Consider the following 15,944-nt stretch of genomic DNA (forward strand, 5'->3'; position numbering starts at 1 on the left):
CATGAATGAACGGATCGCCAAAGGCTTGGGAGCGGCTTTCGACCGTCACCGCATCGTGTTCTGGACCGATACGGCCTGCGAGCTGCGCGAGACGTTCGAGGCTCTTGAGCTACCCGGCGTCGAGAAGATTGCGCTCACCAACAACGAATTCGCAGTAAAGCACCGGATCCTGCGGGAGGTGCCCCAAGGTCGTTTCCTGATATACCGTGAGGGGCCAGAACCGGCGTTGATCGGCAATTGGCTACTCGATGTGCAGCTGGCCCACGGCACGTTCAAGGCGGACCAGGCGGCCCTATGGTTGTCCGAACTGGGTCTTGGGCTGGGGCTGGAGGACGTGGTGCGCGCCCATGCGGAGTTCTTCCGCTCCGCCCGCAGGCTCGAACAGCTTAAGCGGCTTGCCCGCAACGACGACACGGCAAGCGCCTTGCGCCTGAAGATGCTGAGCGTCTGCGCCGGTGGCGAAGGTGGGTTTGATTCTGTTGTCGAGAGGCTGCTGGCCGATCTTGCAGCGGAAACTGACGAAGCCATGCGCTTAGTGGAGCGGGCCGGTCTTGGGGAATTCCTGTGGGATCAGATGGGCCGACATTACGGCTATACAGCCGTACAGCCCAGCATTGAGGATTTCGCGGTGTCCTTGTTTAAGGCCTGCTATGCCATGGGACTGGGAGAAGCCGGGGGGCTTTCGCCAGAGGCGCTGGTTTTCTTCCGCCGCTGGAAAAACAACCGCCACGCAGCTCAAGCCTTCGAGGCACTATCCTCCAATTACGCTAAAGTGCTGGGCGTTCGTGCCGATCTTGAAACGCGCGATTTTCGTGGCCTTATCGATCTCGACCATTTTGAAGACATTGATCGGGCGATTATCGTCGCCCTCGTGCGTGGTGTCTCGGCGCGAACACTCGCGGCTGGAGACGTAGCAAGCTGGATCCGCCAGCGCCGCCAGAGCTACTGGTACGACCGCTTCCGCGATCTCTATGAGGCCATTGGCTTCGCGGCTGAATTCCAAGCAGCGATGGCGCAGGTGAACCTTGGCATGACCAGCATGGCGGAAGGCGTCAGCCGCTATGCCGGAAGCTGGTTCCGCATCGACCAGCTCTATCGAAAGTTCATCTACCACATGCAGAAGTCGGGACAGGCTAGCCTGATGGCCGAGCTTTATGCGCAGGTGGAGAACCATTATGTGAACACCTACCTGCTGCGCCTCAATGACAGCTGGCAGGTCCATGTCGATGCAGCACCTAAGTGGGATGCGTCGCCTGTGCCGGCCCAACGGACATTCTATACCACCCACGTCGCCCCCTATCGGCAGAGGGACCAGAAGATCTGCGTCATTATTTCGGACGCCATGCGCTATGAAGTGGCGGATGAGTTATTGGGTAGAGTGCGTGGGCTCGACCGTTACGACGCAGAAATCGAACCAATGCTGGGATCGCTGCCGACTTATACTCAGCTTGGCATGGCCTCCCTGCTTCCGAACCGTGACTTGCAGATCGCGGACAACGACACCAGCGCTGTGATCGTTGATGGTCAGAGCTCGCAGGGAACCGAAAACCGGAAAAAAATCCTCGGCCGCGGGCGCGAGGGAGACCGAACGACGGCCTTGCTGGCAGATGACCTCCTCAAGATGCAGCGAGACGACTACCGGTCGCTGTTTCGCGACCACGACGTCATCTATGTCTATCACAATCTGATCGATGCTACTGGCGATAAACCTGCCACAGAAGATCGGGTATTTGACGCTGCCGAGAAGGCGCTCGATGAGCTGGTTCAGCTTGTCAAGAAGCTGACCGCAGCCAATGCCAACAATTTGCTGATCACCGCAGATCATGGATTCATCTACCAGCACCGACCCATCGACGAGAGTGACTTTTCAGGTTCGGAGGTGGTGGGCGAGACCATCCTCTTTCGAAATCGCCGCTTCGTTCTCGGGCATGGTCTTAAACCCCAACAGGGGCTCAGGCTCTACAAGCCGGATGAGGCAGGGTTGCAAGGTGACGTCGAAATCTTGGTGCCGAAGTCGATTAACCGCCTGCGCCTCAAGGGTTCTGGCAGCCGCTTCGTGCATGGTGGCGCAACGTTGCAAGAGGCGGTGGTTCCCGTCGTCCGCGTTAACAAGAAGCGACAGAGCGACACCTCTATTGTCGATGTCGAGATCATTGGCAGCACAAATCAGGTAATTACGGCCAGTCAGATCTCGGTCAGGTTCTACCAAACCGTTCCAGTCACCGAGAAGACCCAGGCACGACGCCTGCGCGCAGGGATTTTCTCGCAATCGGGCGACCTGATTTCAGACAATCACGAACTGTTATTCGATTTTAGGTCCGAGAATCCCCGGGAACGCGAGCATCCAGTCCGCTTCCTGCTGTCACGCAAGGCCGATGATTACAATGGCAAGGAGGTGGTGTTGCGCCTCGAAGAACAGCACGGAGAAACCTCGCATTACAGCGAATATCGAAGCGCGCGCTACATTCTGCGCCGCAGCTTCACCAACGACTTTGATTTCTGAGAGGCAGGGATATGAGCGCGCTAGATAACAAGATCAACGAACGCTTCCCCGGCCTCGTGGTGCGCAAGGACCTTGTAAAGGCGGTTAAGGGCAACGCCATCGTTCCGACATACGTGCTGGAGTATCTGCTGGGTCAGTACTGCGCTACCAATGATGAGGAGTCCATCCAGTCCGGCATCGAAACCGTGCGTGAAATCCTACGGAAGCATTACGTGCACCGTAATGAAGCGGGCCTGATCAAATCCAATATCCGAGAAAAAGGACGCTGGAAGATCATCGATCGCATCAGTGTGGCTCTTAACGACAAGACCGATGCGTACGAAGCCAGTTTTGCCAACCTTGGAATCTCGAAAGTCCTGATCGATTCAGGAACCGTGAAAGCGCACCCCAAGCTGCTTGTCGGAGGTGTGTGGTGCATCGCAGATATCGAATACGACTATACTGAGGACAAGAACGTCACGCCATGGATCCTGGGCTCCATGAAGCCGATCCAGCTCTCGCAATTCGATTACGAAGCATACCTGGAAGCGCGCAAGACCTTTGATACCGATGAGTGGATAGACCTCCTCTTCCAGACCGTCGGCTTTGACCCGGAAATGTTCGGCCGCCGCTCGAAACTCATTCAGTTGATGCGGCTCATCCCGTTCGTAGAGCGCAATTACAACCTGATCGAGTTGGGCCCAAAGGGCACTGGTAAGTCGCACATCTTCTCTGAGTTCTCTCCGCACGGTATCCTAGTTTCCGGGGGGGAGGTGACGGTGCCAAAGCTGTTCGTCAACAATAGCTCAGGCAAGATCGGTCTGGTAGGATATTGGGACGTCGTGGCACTCGACGAGTTTGCCGGAAAGCAGAAGAAGGTCGACAAGGCACTTGTCGACATCCTCAAAAACTACATGGCCAACAAGAGCTTCTCGCGCGGTGTCGAGCCGCTAGGGGCAGAGGCTTCGATGGTGTTCGTAGGCAACACCAAACACACCGTGCCCTACATGCTCAAAAACACGGACCTGTTTGATGAGCTGCCTGACAAATACTATGATTCCGCCTTCATTGATCGTCTTCACACCTATATTCCTGGTTGGGAAGTGGGGGTCATCCGCGGAGAAATGTTCTCTGGAGGGTACGGGTTCGTCGTTGACTATCTCGCAGAGATTCTGCGGCATTTGCGTAACGACGATCACTCGGATCGTTACCGGGATCACTTTGATCTCTCGCCCGATATCTCCACACGCGACCGCGACGGTGTCCACAAGACCTTTTCCGGTCTGATGAAGTTGCTCTTCCCTCATGGGGACGCAACAGCAGACGAGATTGAAGAGATTTTGAAGCTAGCCCTTGAGGGGCGCAAACGCGTCAAGGATCAGTTGATGCGTATCGACACGACGTATCCCGATGTTGATTTTTCGTTCACAAAGAAGAGCGGCGAAAAGGTTGTCGTTACGACCTTGGAAGAAGCCGAGTATCCCGCGTTTTATCACAGGCGAGCTCAAGATACCGATGGTTCCCCAGGGAACGGAGCGGAAGGGGAAGGTGCTGTTGCTGAGAGGCAAATGGACCATCAACAGGCAGAAGCGACAGTTCGAGCGGCTCCTGCAGGCGCTGGTTCAAGTGAAGGCCACTTTTCTTTCGCAGAAAATCAGAAGGGCGTGACGTTCGATAAGCTTTTTGGTTCTTACCTTACCGGAGCTTCGAAGATCACGATCACTGATCCCTACATCCGCGCGTTCTATCAAGTGCGCAATCTAATGGAGCTCATCGAGACGATCGCCAAAAACCACTCGCCCGCAGATGAAGTCGATGTGCATTTAATTACCTGCATGGATGGAATTCGACCTGAGAAACAGGAAGAAAACCTCTCAGCGATAGCATCGTCCTGCGAGGGTACTGGCATCAACTTCACCTGGGAATTCGACGATACGAATACAATTCACGCAAGGCACATCGTGACCGACACGGGCTGGAAAATTGCGCTGGATCGCGGTCTCGATATTTTTCAGCAGTATGAGATGAATGACGCCTTCAGCTTCGCCAACAGGCTTCAACAATATCGAGCTGTCAAAGCTTTTGAGGTCATTTATCTCAGGTCGAAGACCTGACGAATTCCTTTGGCTTATGCCCGAATGGCCTTTCGCCCCGCCTTGGTGTGGGTGTGACCATCGGCTCTATATCAAGAGCTCAAGGATCTCATATCCCAGCTGATGTCGCTATTGGAGGAAGCACCCGCTGTGAAAATCCAGGATGATCTGCTTCGTTTCAGCGCGACCGATTTGGTCGGCTACCTCAATTGTCGGCACCTGAGTGGTCTTGAACATGCTGTTGCCAAGGGTGAGCTGGCGAAACCCAAGTACTACGATCCTCTGCTCGAAGCTCTGTGGGAACGCGGGGCCAAGCATGAGCAGGACTATGTCGAGCACCTGGCATCCCTCGGGCTGCACGTCGAGCGTATCGACGGTGTTGAAGTTACGGATGAAGCTGTTGCGGCGACACACGAGGCCATGTGCGGAGGCGTTGACGTCATTGTGCAGGGCGCTCTGCGTTCGGGCGCATGGGTCGGTCGCGCCGACATCCTCCGGAAGGTCGATACGCCGAGCGATCTCGGCGGTTGGTCCTATGAAGCTGTCGACACCAAGTTAGCCCGCGAAACCAAAGGCGGGACGGTTCTCCAGCTTTGCCTCTATTCCGAGCTCATCGGCGAGGTTCAGGGCCGTATGCCGGAGTTTGCGCACGTCGTTCCACCCTGGACCGATTTTGTGCCCGAGCGCTATCGCGTTTCCGATTTCGGGGCATACTACCGCCAGGTAAAGGGAGGAATGACGGCCAATTTCGCTTGCGGGGATCCGCAGGAGTCATATCCGGAACCGGCCGCGCATTGCGATATCTGCGTGTGGAGCACCCGCTGCGACAAGCAACGGCGCGACGATGACCATCTTTGTCTCGTGGCAGGGATTTCGAGCCTTCAGATCGCCGAACTCAAGGCGCACGGGGTCACGACGGGTGCGCAGCTTGCCGAACTCGCCATGCCTTTGCCCTGGAAGCCAGAACGCGGCTCGCTCGAGAGCTTCACCCGCGTTCGCGAGCAGGCCCGCGTTCAGCTGGAAAGCCGACTTGCAGGAGAACTCAAATTCGAGCTCCTTGCACCGGTGCCCGGATTTGGATTGGCTTGCCTGCCCGAGCCCGATGAAGGCGACATCTTCCTCGATTTCGAGGGTGATCCCTTCGTTGGAGAGCACGGTCTCGAATACCTTCACGGCTTTCATTACTTCGACGGCGGAGAGACGCGCTATCAGGGGCTCTGGGCGCTCGATCGCGAGGCAGAAAAGGCAGCATTCGAAACCTTCATCGATTTCGTCATCGCGCGGCTTGAAACCTATCCCAACCTGCATGTCTATCACTACGGGGGATACGAGCCGGGGGCGCTCAAGCGGCTCATGGGCCGCTATGCCACCCGCGAAGATGAACTCGATCGGCTGCTTCGCGGCAAGGTTCTTGTCGACCTTCTCAGCGTCGTGCGATACGCAATTCGCGCTGGCGTCGAAAGCTATTCAATCAAGAAGCTCGAACCTCTCTTCGGCTACGAACGCGATGCCAAACTGCCCGACGCGAACCAGGCTCTGACGCGGCTTCAGCTGTGCCTCGAAGCGAACGATCTCACTGGGATCGAGGCCGAGGATCGCGCGACCGTCGAAGCTTACAACCGCGATGACTGTGTTGCGACACGATACTTGCGCGATTGGCTGGAAGTGCAGCGGCAGAAATTGGTCGAACCGGGAGCCGACATTGCGCGTCCCGAGATCGCCGATGGCGCACCAAGCGAAAACCTCTCCGAATGGCTCGAGCTGATCACGCCGTTAATCGAGCAACTTACCGATGGAGTGCCGGTCGATCCGGCCGATCGGTCGGCCGAGGAGCATGGTCGCTGGCTTTTGGCCAACCTGCTCGAGTGGCATCGCCGCGAGGAGAAGGCAGGCTGGTGGGAATACTTCCGCCTGTGCGATCTTTCTGCCGAAGATCTGCTGGATGAGCGCGCGGGCCTCTCGGGTCTGCAGTACATCGAGACGGTGGGTGGAACCGCAAAATGTCCGGTCGACCGCTACAGCTTTCCAGCTCAGGAAGCCGACATTCGCCCGGGCAAGGGAATTAAGGTCCAGGGCGGCCAATCGGTCGGTTCTGTCGAGGACATTTCCCGCAGCCAACGGACTGTCGACATCAAGAAGACCTCCGCCATGGCGAGCGAACATCCCGAAGCGATCTTCGTCCACGAGCATGTTTCATCGAAGCCCATGCAGGAATCGCTTGTTCGACTGGCACGCTATGTCTGCGAGCATGGCATGTTCGACGGCGATGCCTACCGGCCTGCCCGAGACATGCTCATGCGCGTGGCCCCGCAAGTTGGAGGGGATGCGCCCATTAGGATGGACGGCGAAACGCCGCCGGCCGCCGGCGTGCGGATTGCACCGCTAGTCGCGTCAGGAGTGTTGCCGATCCAGGGACCACCCGGAACCGGCAAGACGCATACTGGCGGGCACATGATCTGCGAGCTGGTGAAGCAAGGCAAAAAGGTAGGGATCGTGGCCAATGGCCACGATGTGATCCGCAACCTTCTCGACAAGGTTATTGAGGTTGCTGAGGAAACCTCCACGCCGCTTGTGTGCATTCAAAAGCCGAAAGGGGGTTCAAAGGAAGAGGCCAGCGACCGCCTTCGCTTTGCCAAAAAGAGTAACGGTGAGGTCTTCTCCGCTTTGCATGGCGATTGTCAGGTCGCAGGCGGGACAGCGTGGCTGTGGTCGACCGAGGACGCGTTCGAATGTCTTGACGTTCTTTTCGTCGATGAGGCGGCGCAGATGTCCCTCGCAAATGTGCTCGCGGTCTCGCAGGCAGCCAGAACGCTGGTCTTGCTTGGTGATCCTCAGCAACTCGACCAACCAATGCAGGGAAGCCATCCGGACGGCACTGGATGCTCGGCTCTGGACCATCTCTTGTCGGGGAAACAGACGATAGCCTCTGACCAAGGACTGTTCCTCGACGTTACCTGGCGGCTGCATCCCGATATTTCCGGATTCACTTCAGAACTCTTCTATGAGGGCAAGCTTGAATCGAAGGAGGAGACGGCGGGTCAACGCGTCAATGCCAGCGGCATTGCCGGGGGCACGGGGCTCCGCTTCTTGCCCGTCGAGCACAAAGGCAATCAGAACTGCTCTCCCGAGGAGGCCGACGTTATCGCAGCCTTGGTTGACGATATTCTCAAGCAAGGAGCAACCTGGGTTAACCGCAATGAGCAAGAGCATCCTATCGGAAGCGACGACATCCTGATCATCGCTCCGTACAATGCGCAGGTCTTCGAAATTCAGCAGCGCCTGCCGCAGGCGCGGGTTGGGACCGTCGACAAGTTTCAGGGGCAGGAAGCGCCGATTTCAATCTACTCGCTCGCCAGCTCTTCGCATGCGGACGCTCCGCGAGGCATGGAGTTTCTCTACAGTCTCAATCGCCTCAACGTTGCGACATCCCGCGCGAAATGCGTGACGATCCTGGTTGGCTCTCCGCAAGTCTTCGAAGCTGAGTGCCGCACGCCGAGACAAATGCAACTTGCAAATGCCTTTTGTCGCTACCTCGAAAGAGCGCAATGAGCAGGCCTGCAGGTTCGCGCTCAAGAAGCCTCGGCGTTCGTGAGTTGCTGGTTGAGCTGCGTATAGTGTTTTAGGAGAAGCTCTGTCTCTTCGCGATCAATGCCGAGAGCAGCATCCAGTTTGCCGACAAATTCGAGTTCGGCCTCTTGATCGAGCCGCGGCCAAGATTGGGTTGCTTTCCAGATCGCGATTGCACTTTTCGTCACGAACCCGGCCAAAGCCGCCTGCTTCTGGTCAGCAACTGCCATCACTGAACGCGCAAGCGCCCATCGCGTGATTGCCACCAAGGCAAAACAGTCGAAGGGCAGTTCTGTCTGATGCTGGCCGATCGAAATCCGTGACAACAGAGCTGCTTCCGATTTGCTGCCCTGCCACAGGCGTTGGAGAATTCGTCCAACTCGGACCACAAACGCGCGCTCGCGATCGTGTTGCTTGGGCTCTAGGTCGAGTGCGAACAGCTGGTCTCGCCGTTCGCCATCTTTGACCTGGAGCGGGCGACGGCACGCTTCGACCATCAGTCGAAGAATGAAGCAGACTTCCGCGGTGAGCTTGCGAGGCGGAGGGGTTTCCTCGGCAGCCAACCGCGCGATGTAGGCTTCGAAGCAATCGACAGCTTTCAGGATGTCGAGGCTTTGCCTTTCGGCCTCATCACGTCGGTACGTCCGCGGTTCTCGAGGCGGCGGGTCCCCGTTATCGCCAGCTCCTTGATCGCCGGACTGGTCCGAATTGTTATCTCCGTCGCTTCCATCGGCTCCATCGCCGCCGTCGGGCACCTCGTCGCGATAGAGGTCCTCCTCCTCCTCATCCGCTTGGCCGATGCCACGGAGAATGATTCTTAGGAGATTGACTGCATCGGGGTCGTCGAAATTGAGCCGACTGCTATCGCCCTTGGACGGTGCGCTGGCCGACATTGCCTCTCGGAAGGCTTCAGGACTCTCGTAGTCGAAGACGACATGGTCGTCCCCGTCCTCTGTTCCTTTGCCATGGGCCCGGCCGATGGATCTGACCGCTTTTGCCGCCTTACGGCGACTCTCGGGTGTTTCGGAGAAGATGATCGCGGCAAGGCTGGCAAGTTCGAGAAAGTCGCCACCCTCGAGTTCCACTTTCGCGAATGCCGAGCGTAACCGCTTGTCTCCCAAGCCGGGTGCAGCGTGGGTTAAACTGACGGCATCGTTGACGATAACGGCACTTGTGAGCGTTCCGTTGTTCAGCCGGATCCGTGCGATCAGCGGAAACCGAGGTTTTGCCGACAGGTCGAGTGCATAGCTGCCGCTGCGGACGCTCGAGAATGCGAACTCGCCCTCGGGGATCACGAGTACCGCGCCCTCGGGATCGGCAATTCGTTTCGATGGCACCCAGCGCAAGCTGCTTCCCGCCGCTTCGATCGTGCCAAGAGGTAGCGATGCGCCGGGTTTCGCTTCGAGCAGTTCCTTCGTCGGCTCCATCAAGTCGGATGGGTCTATCGTCGATGACAGGTCGAGACCCAACAGCTTAAGTGCGGAACCCGGCGGAAGACGGCGATAGACCGAACACTCAGCGTTGCGCGCTGCGAGGTCAGTAAGGCCCAAGGCGTCGTCGGAACAGTTAGCACTGCCGTAGACAATATGGTCCCAATCCTCCGTCTGGATCACAAAGACCTTGGCATGGATAAACCGCGCGCCATCGTTGCCATCGAAAACCCCGGCAAAACTGACTTGCGGGATGCGATGGAGTTGATCGACGGGGAACTCGGGGCTGTGGGCACTGAGAGCAATGGTTGTCTTCTCAGGCTTCAAAGCTTCGATGAGGCCGAGCAGGCCTTCAAGTTTTGCGTCCCAATAGGGCGAGAGAACGACAAGCTGGGTCACAGCTGCGCCCCCGACCAGATCGGCTATTCGGCTAAGGATGCCAGGTCCGCCACTGGCGTCCTCGCACAGCAGATCGATCAGCGTGCCATCATTAAGTTCGACCGGACCTTCATTTGCTTCGGTCTCGAACAACCACGCGGCATCGCGTTCGATGAGGTCGAGTTTGCGCTTGACCGTTTCGAGGCCCGCTTCCTGAAGCCACTTTGAGAGATAATCGAATGCCTTGCGGATCAACTGACGATTGGCATTCTCGTCACCGTCGCTGCGCTTGCGCCACCACTCGAATTGGCCGACGATCTCGCGATTCCTGCCCCAGCCTGCTGCGGTCGCGTTGGCAGATCCAACAATGACGCAGCCGGCATCACTGCCCAGTCGGACGCTGATTTTGGGATGGAATGCGCCAGGCACTGAAATTGGCAACAAGGCATAGGCCGTGCCGGCACGGCCAAACGACTCTGGCGTCTCGGATATGGCCCGCTGGAGCATATTGGCATCGGCCATCAATATATTGTTGTCGCTTCCGTAGGCGCGCAGCCGATGATGCAGCGAGCCATCGTAGAAGGCCGCATCGACCGAGTAGGTTGTGACGATCGAGGTGTGGAAGCCAGTGCGCGCGAGATCTTTAAAGAGGCTGATGCTGTTCAAGGAACGCCTCCCCATCGCTCGTCACGCCATCGTCGCTGAGATACCCCGCATCTCTCAGAACACGGGTCAGATTGAACAGCCGCGGCGTCGTATAGCCGTACTCGCCCAGCAAGCCCTCACTGAGCAGGCCGTCTTCTACGAGGAAATGATACGTGAAGGTTCCTGCCGTCGAGAGCTTACGGCCAGCAATGATCTGATGGTCGATAACAACATGCTTCAGCATTACGGCGGCCAAGGCTTCACCGGCTGTCAGGCTCTGAGCCAGATCCAGGGTCCGCAGTATACCATCGAGCGAGCGACCGTCGGGGCCCGCCATTCGCGCGATGATTGGCCGGACAGCTTCGTCACCTTTCGTCCATCGTGCCCAGAGCACGGCTAGCAGCTTGAATGCGCTCAACATGGTTTCTTCCGCCGGCCGCACACCATTACCCAGGTCTTCGAGTATGGGCTCGACCAAGCTCAGTTCATCAGTTGCGGAGTCAGCCGCCAATGAACTGGCCCATTGCGACCAGCTTTGGTTGCTTGCCGGAAGTGAACTTGCGATCACCTTGCCGATCAGGTCCTTGGGCTCGATTCCAGAAGGATGTTCTTCTCGTTGCAAGCCGGTCAGCGCGTTCAACGCACCAGCCAGAGCAACCTGCCCGAACTCGTTGGCTTGGTATGCACGCCAGCGATCAAGCGTTTCGGCAGACTGATTGTACACATCGCCATTGGGCAATCGTCGGGCATAAAATGCTTTTCGAAGTGCATCGATGTCGCCGGGGGCGATACCCTTGCGAATGAGGTCGAGAACAAGCCAGATCGTCGATCGCCGCGACACGGCGTCCTTCGTCGTATCATGCGTGCCGATCAGGAACTCCCGAAGGACGGACTGCTCTTGAGATCCTGACGGAATCTTGGCCGGATGTATTGCGGCTCCGATATCCTGAAGCTGCTTGGCGGTTGCTTTGCCGGCAAGCAGTACGGCTTCAATGTCGTCGGCGACCTGTCCAATTGAGTGGGCAAATGCGGAGGCCACCGTTTCACCGCGCCCGTTTGTCACGGGCACCGATGATCGAGTCAGCCACTCCATCTCGACGAGGGTTGGAGCATAGGCAACGCCATAGTTGCCGCGCGATGCCTGCAGGTAGGTTTGAGGCGACGTCCTGTCGTCGGTGTAGGGGCGGAAATCTATGCCGTTGATTGCGGCCTCGGAACGATGCTGGCTTGCCCAGTTCGAACCACCCAGGCCGTCGCTGCCTTGCTGATCGTCTACGAGGGTAGCAAGGGCATAGAGGGCCTCGCCGCGACGCATGAAGTTGGCAAATTTTGCTGGATCATCGGAGTGGTGGAGCTTTTCATACAAGCTGACCAGCCACGGAAAATATGCGTAGTATCTCAGCCTGTTGGTAATGTTGGTGATGTTTGGAACCAGCGACTGATAGATCCTGATGCTGGTAGCCTGAAGCCCAAGCGGATCGAGGCCCATCGTCCAGCTGCCCGTCTTGGTCCACAGTGGATCGCCGTCGGTTACCTTTGCTTCTGCTCCCACGACATGCTCCCACTCAGCGCTTCATTCTAATGGCGCTGACAAGCTGATCGAAGGTAGCCTGGTGTTTCGCGATTCTATCGATCGCCCAACCAACAGGCTGCAGAGCTTCGTCGAATTCCTCGTCAGCGAATGCTTCTGCTAGCTTGTCTTTCTCAATTGAAATGAGAGCTGCAAGTTCGCCCTTCTTTGGGTCGCATAAAAAGCCGCCTTCAACGAGCTGGTCAATGACCTCGGTTTCCGTACGAAGCAGCGTTTTCCATTCGCGCTGACCAAGTGCGTTGGTTTTTAGGCGGAGACGAATTCCTGCTCCTGCAAAGCCGCAGAAGGCACCAATCCAAGTCTCCGCTTCCTCCCCATCGAGACAATCTGTTTCTTCGAATTCGACGTAAAGATCGTAATTTTCTTCATCGTCATTCGCAGTTCGCCATTCGCTCGGCGCAAACCAAATTCCTTCGTTGAGGTCACGATTGACCTCGCCATCCCAATCTAGGGCTCGCCTGCGATCATCTATTAGATCGGCGACGGCGTTGCCGAGCGACTGGCTCATCGACCCTCTTACGAAGCGGAGAGCTGCTTCCAACTCCTCAATGTGCCGAACGATCAATTTACCGACAGAAGTTTCGCTCATGATCTTTAGATCCTAGAAGGCGTGCACGTGATCGCCAAAACTGACGATGAGATGCTCTGCGAATGAGCGGTGTCGCAGCCCACCTTCGACTGAGGCTCTCGCGGAGCGCGAAATCTCTCTCCAGGTTATGGAAGGTGTCTGTGAGTTCGGGCTTGCGAACGGGGCAAGGAGGAAGACGTGCGACTGTTTGCCTGTGATCGACGCCCGGCGGTCCATGGATGCCGAATATCTCTCAAGCTGCTGGTGACCGAGCGTTGCATCGATCTTCACCTCGATCCCGACGAGATGATTCTGGGACTCGATGACAAGGTCCACTCGATCAGAGATATCTCCGATCGGGCTGAATTCGGTTTCGATCCGGTAGCCCTCAGCGAGCTCCTCGCTCCATTCTTCGCTTGGCAATGCGGCATTCAGAACATTTGCCAAGAAGCGCCTTGAAGCGGACCCGCCAAACTCAGGAAGCCATATTCCAGCGAGAGCAGCAGCATTTCTGACTTCGTCGCGCTTGAGTCCTGCAATCGACCATGGATTGACAAGTCCACCCTCGTCTCTCGCTTGAGAAAGGCCGGTTCGGAGTTCCCCAAATGCACTCTCAAGCTTTTTGAGGTGGTAAGTCTGCTTCGGAGCACGAGGCAGCCCGCCGCGCACCAAAGGGCGCAAAGCCAGAAAGGCTTCTTGCAGTCTTGCGACTTCCGGAAGCTTGATCTGACGATACTGTTTCATCGTATTCTTCTGCCTGCACAGTTGGCCGAAGTCGATTTCGTTTCAACGATTCCCATGAAATTCGGTCCTGCTATCGAATGCTTGAACGAAAGCCGCGCATCGCCCTCTGCGCAATTTCATTAGGCACACCCGCTACATCGCAGTGCTTCTCCCAGTTGCCGATGGCCTCTTTGATTTCTTCGATCATGGCTTTGATCTCGCCTGTTTTTAGGTCAGCGAACTTTCCGAAAGTCAGTAGGTCCTCGAGTTCGAAGCCATCGGTCCTCCCGGCAAGTGACATTTGGTGTTCGTTGGTCCAGTCGCCGTCAGGATTGTAGGCGTAGACGACATCGAATGCGGGCGAGAGGCTCCAGCGACCCGCGCTATCCATCAGGAAGGCGATGTTCTTGGTGTGGTCGTCCTGGTTGCGAATGAAGACATTGAGCAGCGCGCGGCGCACCTGCTCCTTGATCGCTTCGCGTCCGAGGCCAAGCATGCGGATGGTCTCAATCACCTGCTCGTAGCTGTATGCGCGAGCGAGGTTGAAATCGAAATGGCGCATCGCGCAAAGCGACTGCATGTGGAGCTTCTTGCCGTCAGGCGTGCGGTCGAAACGCTGGGTCATGAAATGCGCCCGCCCACCTTCTTCGTGCAGACGAGAGCGAGCCATGTCGATGCCAGCCTCTCGGGCTAGCAGATAGCAGGCGTACTCAAGCCGGCCGAAGCCCATCGGGTCGGCAAGTTCCTTGTCGGCATTGCCCGACACGCCGTCGAATTTGACCAGCCATTGCGTATAGCCGGGCCCTGCAGTCAGCTGCCCTGAATGGAATTCTCCGGTCTCCTCGTTCCAGGCGAGGACGGCTTTGGCCCGGGCGCCGCCGGCGGAGGTTCCGACGCGCAGGATCTCCTGGAGTGCGCGGTGATCATCCTCACCCTTGAGCACACCGGCTAGCTCTTCACGCGCGGCAATGACCCAGTTGGCGAGCTCGACAAGCGGCGCGATATCGACCGGCCGACCCTGTTCACGGCGCTCACCGGTGGCAGGTTCGAATTCGAGCGCGCCCATGCCTCGGCGACCAGTGTAACAAAGGCGCTCGACCGGATCGAAGCTGTCGGCTGTGCGGCCCTGCTCGGCAAGCCAGCGGTTGATGAGGGCGTTGCCAAACTTGTCGGGCAGGCTGTCGGCCAGCATGCCCGGCAGCCCTTTGAAGGTCTCGTAATTCAGCGCGGGAAAATCGTAGACGCCGCTTCGTAAGGGCATTGTCAGCGGGGCGACTTCGATACCGCTGCGGCTGAATTCCGGAGTGTATTCGAAAACCCCGACATCGCGATCCTCATCCCACAGGACGGCGCCGATCTGACGACCCCAGAGATTGACTACGGCACGCGTCATGGGGCCTCGTCACCCCAGCTCCATTCCTCGCCAGCCTCGCCTTCAGAAGACTTGCGCACCCTTTGCCGCGCCTTGCCGTTGTCGGACCGGGGATCGAGCGGGCTCAGCTTGGCGTCCGGCATGACATCCAGAAGGCGGTCTTCAATTTCAAGTGCACGCATTATCCTGGCAAGGCTATCGATGGTTCCGCCATTGCCGGCTTCCAGGCGGGCGAGCGTTGAACGCGAGATGCCCGCCATTTCCGCAAGTTCGGCCTGCTTGAGATTGCGTGATATGCGATACGCTTCGATCTGCTTCCCGAGGTCGGATAGCAGCACCGAGAGAGGGCGCAGATCTGGTGAATCATAATGTGGCATTATCGAGACATTATCTCCAATATGGAGCGTTGTGTAGCGATTTTGCGTCTTTACATGAAGGCGCTTAATGTGTCAATATCGAGACGTAAATTGGCTTATCAACGATAATGCATCAAATTTGCTACTTTATGTAGGTCGGAGTGATGAAAATGAAAGACGAGAAAGGTCACAACGAGAGTGACTGGAAGGGCCTACGAGAGATCGACCGCGCCATCTCTGAAAATCGCCTCACGTCATACTCTTGGAAGAAGGCCTGGGCCGATCGATGGGCTCGAGCAGTGATCCTCGCCGCTGCGTTCATTTTAATCGGTTTCGTCGTCTTTGTGATTGTGCAGGACGTGATCCTGTAATCACCTATTGCCCCACTCCTTCACCTCATCAGCCGCTTCCTCGCTTGCACCTGTGGCGCCCTGCGTTTGGCGGTCCAGGTAACCTCGAACGGTACCAATCCTTCCACGACCCTGCTGGCGAACCCGTTCGACCTCATCCGTGATGTCAGATCGATCAGGAGCATCGGGCATTGAGGGACCACCCGCAGAACCTACAGCTCCCCTAGCTCGCACCTGCCCCGCACTACCGATCCCCGGGCGGCTGACAGGAGCGAAGTCCGGCAATGAAAGGTCGGCTTCGATGTCGTCCTGCAGCCGATCGGCATAGCTTTCGACAAACCGCGATTGCAGCTGTTGGCCGCGCGCGCTCATCTGGAACTCGATGTCGT

General features: G+C 57.3%; 10 protein-coding genes and 1 pseudogene. 4 read left to right on the plus strand and 7 right to left on the minus strand.

Annotation, left to right across the window (positions count from 1 at the left end; all coding sequences use genetic code 11):
• The first annotated feature begins 1 nt into the window (after window position 1).
• The 3 genes from pglZ (at window position 2) to ACFDTG_RS07830 (ending at window position 8,124) form a co-directional block, all read left to right on the plus strand.
• On the plus strand, window positions 2-2,503 hold the full coding sequence (gene pglZ, locus ACFDTG_RS07820) for a BREX-1 system phosphatase PglZ type A (RefSeq protein WP_375290465.1): 2,502 nt from the start codon (window positions 2-4) through the stop codon (window positions 2,501-2,503).
• A gap of 11 nt (window positions 2,504-2,514) precedes the next feature.
• On the plus strand, window positions 2,515-4,596 hold the full coding sequence (brxL, locus tag ACFDTG_RS07825; protein WP_375290466.1) for a BREX system Lon protease-like protein BrxL: 2,082 nt from the start codon (window positions 2,515-2,517) through the stop codon (window positions 4,594-4,596).
• A 129-nt stretch (window positions 4,597-4,725) separates the two neighbouring features.
• Window positions 4,726-8,124 carry a TM0106 family RecB-like putative nuclease gene (locus ACFDTG_RS07830; protein ID WP_375290467.1) on the plus strand — a complete coding sequence of 1,133 codons (3,399 nt, stop codon included), beginning with the start codon at window positions 4,726-4,728 and terminating at the stop codon, window positions 8,122-8,124.
• 20 nt (window positions 8,125-8,144) lie between these two features.
• On the opposite strand, the gene ACFDTG_RS07835 is transcribed toward ACFDTG_RS07830, so the two are convergent.
• The 6 genes from ACFDTG_RS07835 to ACFDTG_RS07860 all read right to left on the minus strand — a co-directional run bounded on the left by ACFDTG_RS07835 (window position 8,145) and on the right by ACFDTG_RS07860 (window position 15,187).
• Window positions 8,145-10,616: a hypothetical protein gene (locus ACFDTG_RS07835; RefSeq protein ID WP_375290468.1), complete on the minus strand. Its 2,472-nt coding sequence runs from the start codon at window positions 10,614-10,616 to the stop codon at window positions 8,145-8,147.
• Window positions 10,594-12,147: a hypothetical protein gene (locus ACFDTG_RS07840; protein ID WP_375290469.1), complete on the minus strand. Its 1,554-nt coding sequence runs from the start codon at window positions 12,145-12,147 to the stop codon at window positions 10,594-10,596. Before ACFDTG_RS07840 ends, ACFDTG_RS07835 begins: the two co-directional genes overlap by 23 nt.
• A gap of 13 nt (window positions 12,148-12,160) precedes the next feature.
• Entirely contained in the window at window positions 12,161-12,775 is a 615-nt protein-coding gene (locus tag ACFDTG_RS07845) for a hypothetical protein (RefSeq protein WP_375290470.1), read from the minus strand.
• 12 nt (window positions 12,776-12,787) lie between these two features.
• Window positions 12,788-13,498, minus strand: coding sequence for a PD-(D/E)XK nuclease family protein (locus tag ACFDTG_RS07850; protein ID WP_375290471.1), 711 nt, complete (start codon window positions 13,496-13,498; stop codon window positions 12,788-12,790).
• Between the two features lie 70 nt (window positions 13,499-13,568).
• Window positions 13,569-14,870, minus strand: coding sequence for a type II toxin-antitoxin system HipA family toxin (locus ACFDTG_RS07855; RefSeq protein ID WP_375290472.1), 1,302 nt, complete (start codon window positions 14,868-14,870; stop codon window positions 13,569-13,571).
• Entirely contained in the window at window positions 14,867-15,187 is a 321-nt protein-coding gene (locus ACFDTG_RS07860) for a helix-turn-helix domain-containing protein (RefSeq protein WP_278328900.1), read from the minus strand. Before ACFDTG_RS07860 ends, ACFDTG_RS07855 begins: the two co-directional genes overlap by 4 nt.
• Before the next feature lie 188 nt (window positions 15,188-15,375).
• Between ACFDTG_RS07860 and ACFDTG_RS07865 the strand changes: the two genes are divergently transcribed.
• Window positions 15,376-15,576, plus strand: coding sequence for a hypothetical protein (locus tag ACFDTG_RS07865; protein ID WP_278328901.1), 201 nt, complete (start codon window positions 15,376-15,378; stop codon window positions 15,574-15,576).
• Here the strand turns inward: ACFDTG_RS07865 and ACFDTG_RS07870 are convergent.
• A pseudogene (locus ACFDTG_RS07870) lies at window positions 15,577-15,944 on the minus strand (conjugal transfer protein TraG); the annotation flags it as partial.

Source organism: Qipengyuania sp. (genome assembly GCF_042095715.1).
Lineage (GTDB): Bacteria > Pseudomonadota > Alphaproteobacteria > Sphingomonadales > Sphingomonadaceae > Qipengyuania.

What these genes read in the sequence shown, in the direction of transcription:
- pglZ (WP_375290465.1), top strand. Translation starts at nt 2, where the DNA reads ATGAATGAACGGATCGCCAAAGGCTTGGGAGCGGCTTTCGACCGTCAC.
- ACFDTG_RS07865 (WP_278328901.1), top strand. Translation starts at nt 15,376, where the DNA reads ATGAAAGACGAGAAAGGTCACAACGAGAGTGACTGGAAGGGCCTACGA.
- ACFDTG_RS07845 (WP_375290470.1), bottom strand. Translation starts at nt 12,775, where the DNA reads ATGAGCGAAACTTCTGTCGGTAAATTGATCGTTCGGCACATTGAGGAG.
- brxL (WP_375290466.1), top strand. Translation starts at nt 2,515, where the DNA reads ATGAGCGCGCTAGATAACAAGATCAACGAACGCTTCCCCGGCCTCGTG.
- ACFDTG_RS07850 (WP_375290471.1), bottom strand. Translation starts at nt 13,498, where the DNA reads ATGAAACAGTATCGTCAGATCAAGCTTCCGGAAGTCGCAAGACTGCAA.
- ACFDTG_RS07855 (WP_375290472.1), bottom strand. Translation starts at nt 14,870, where the DNA reads ATGACGCGTGCCGTAGTCAATCTCTGGGGTCGTCAGATCGGCGCCGTC.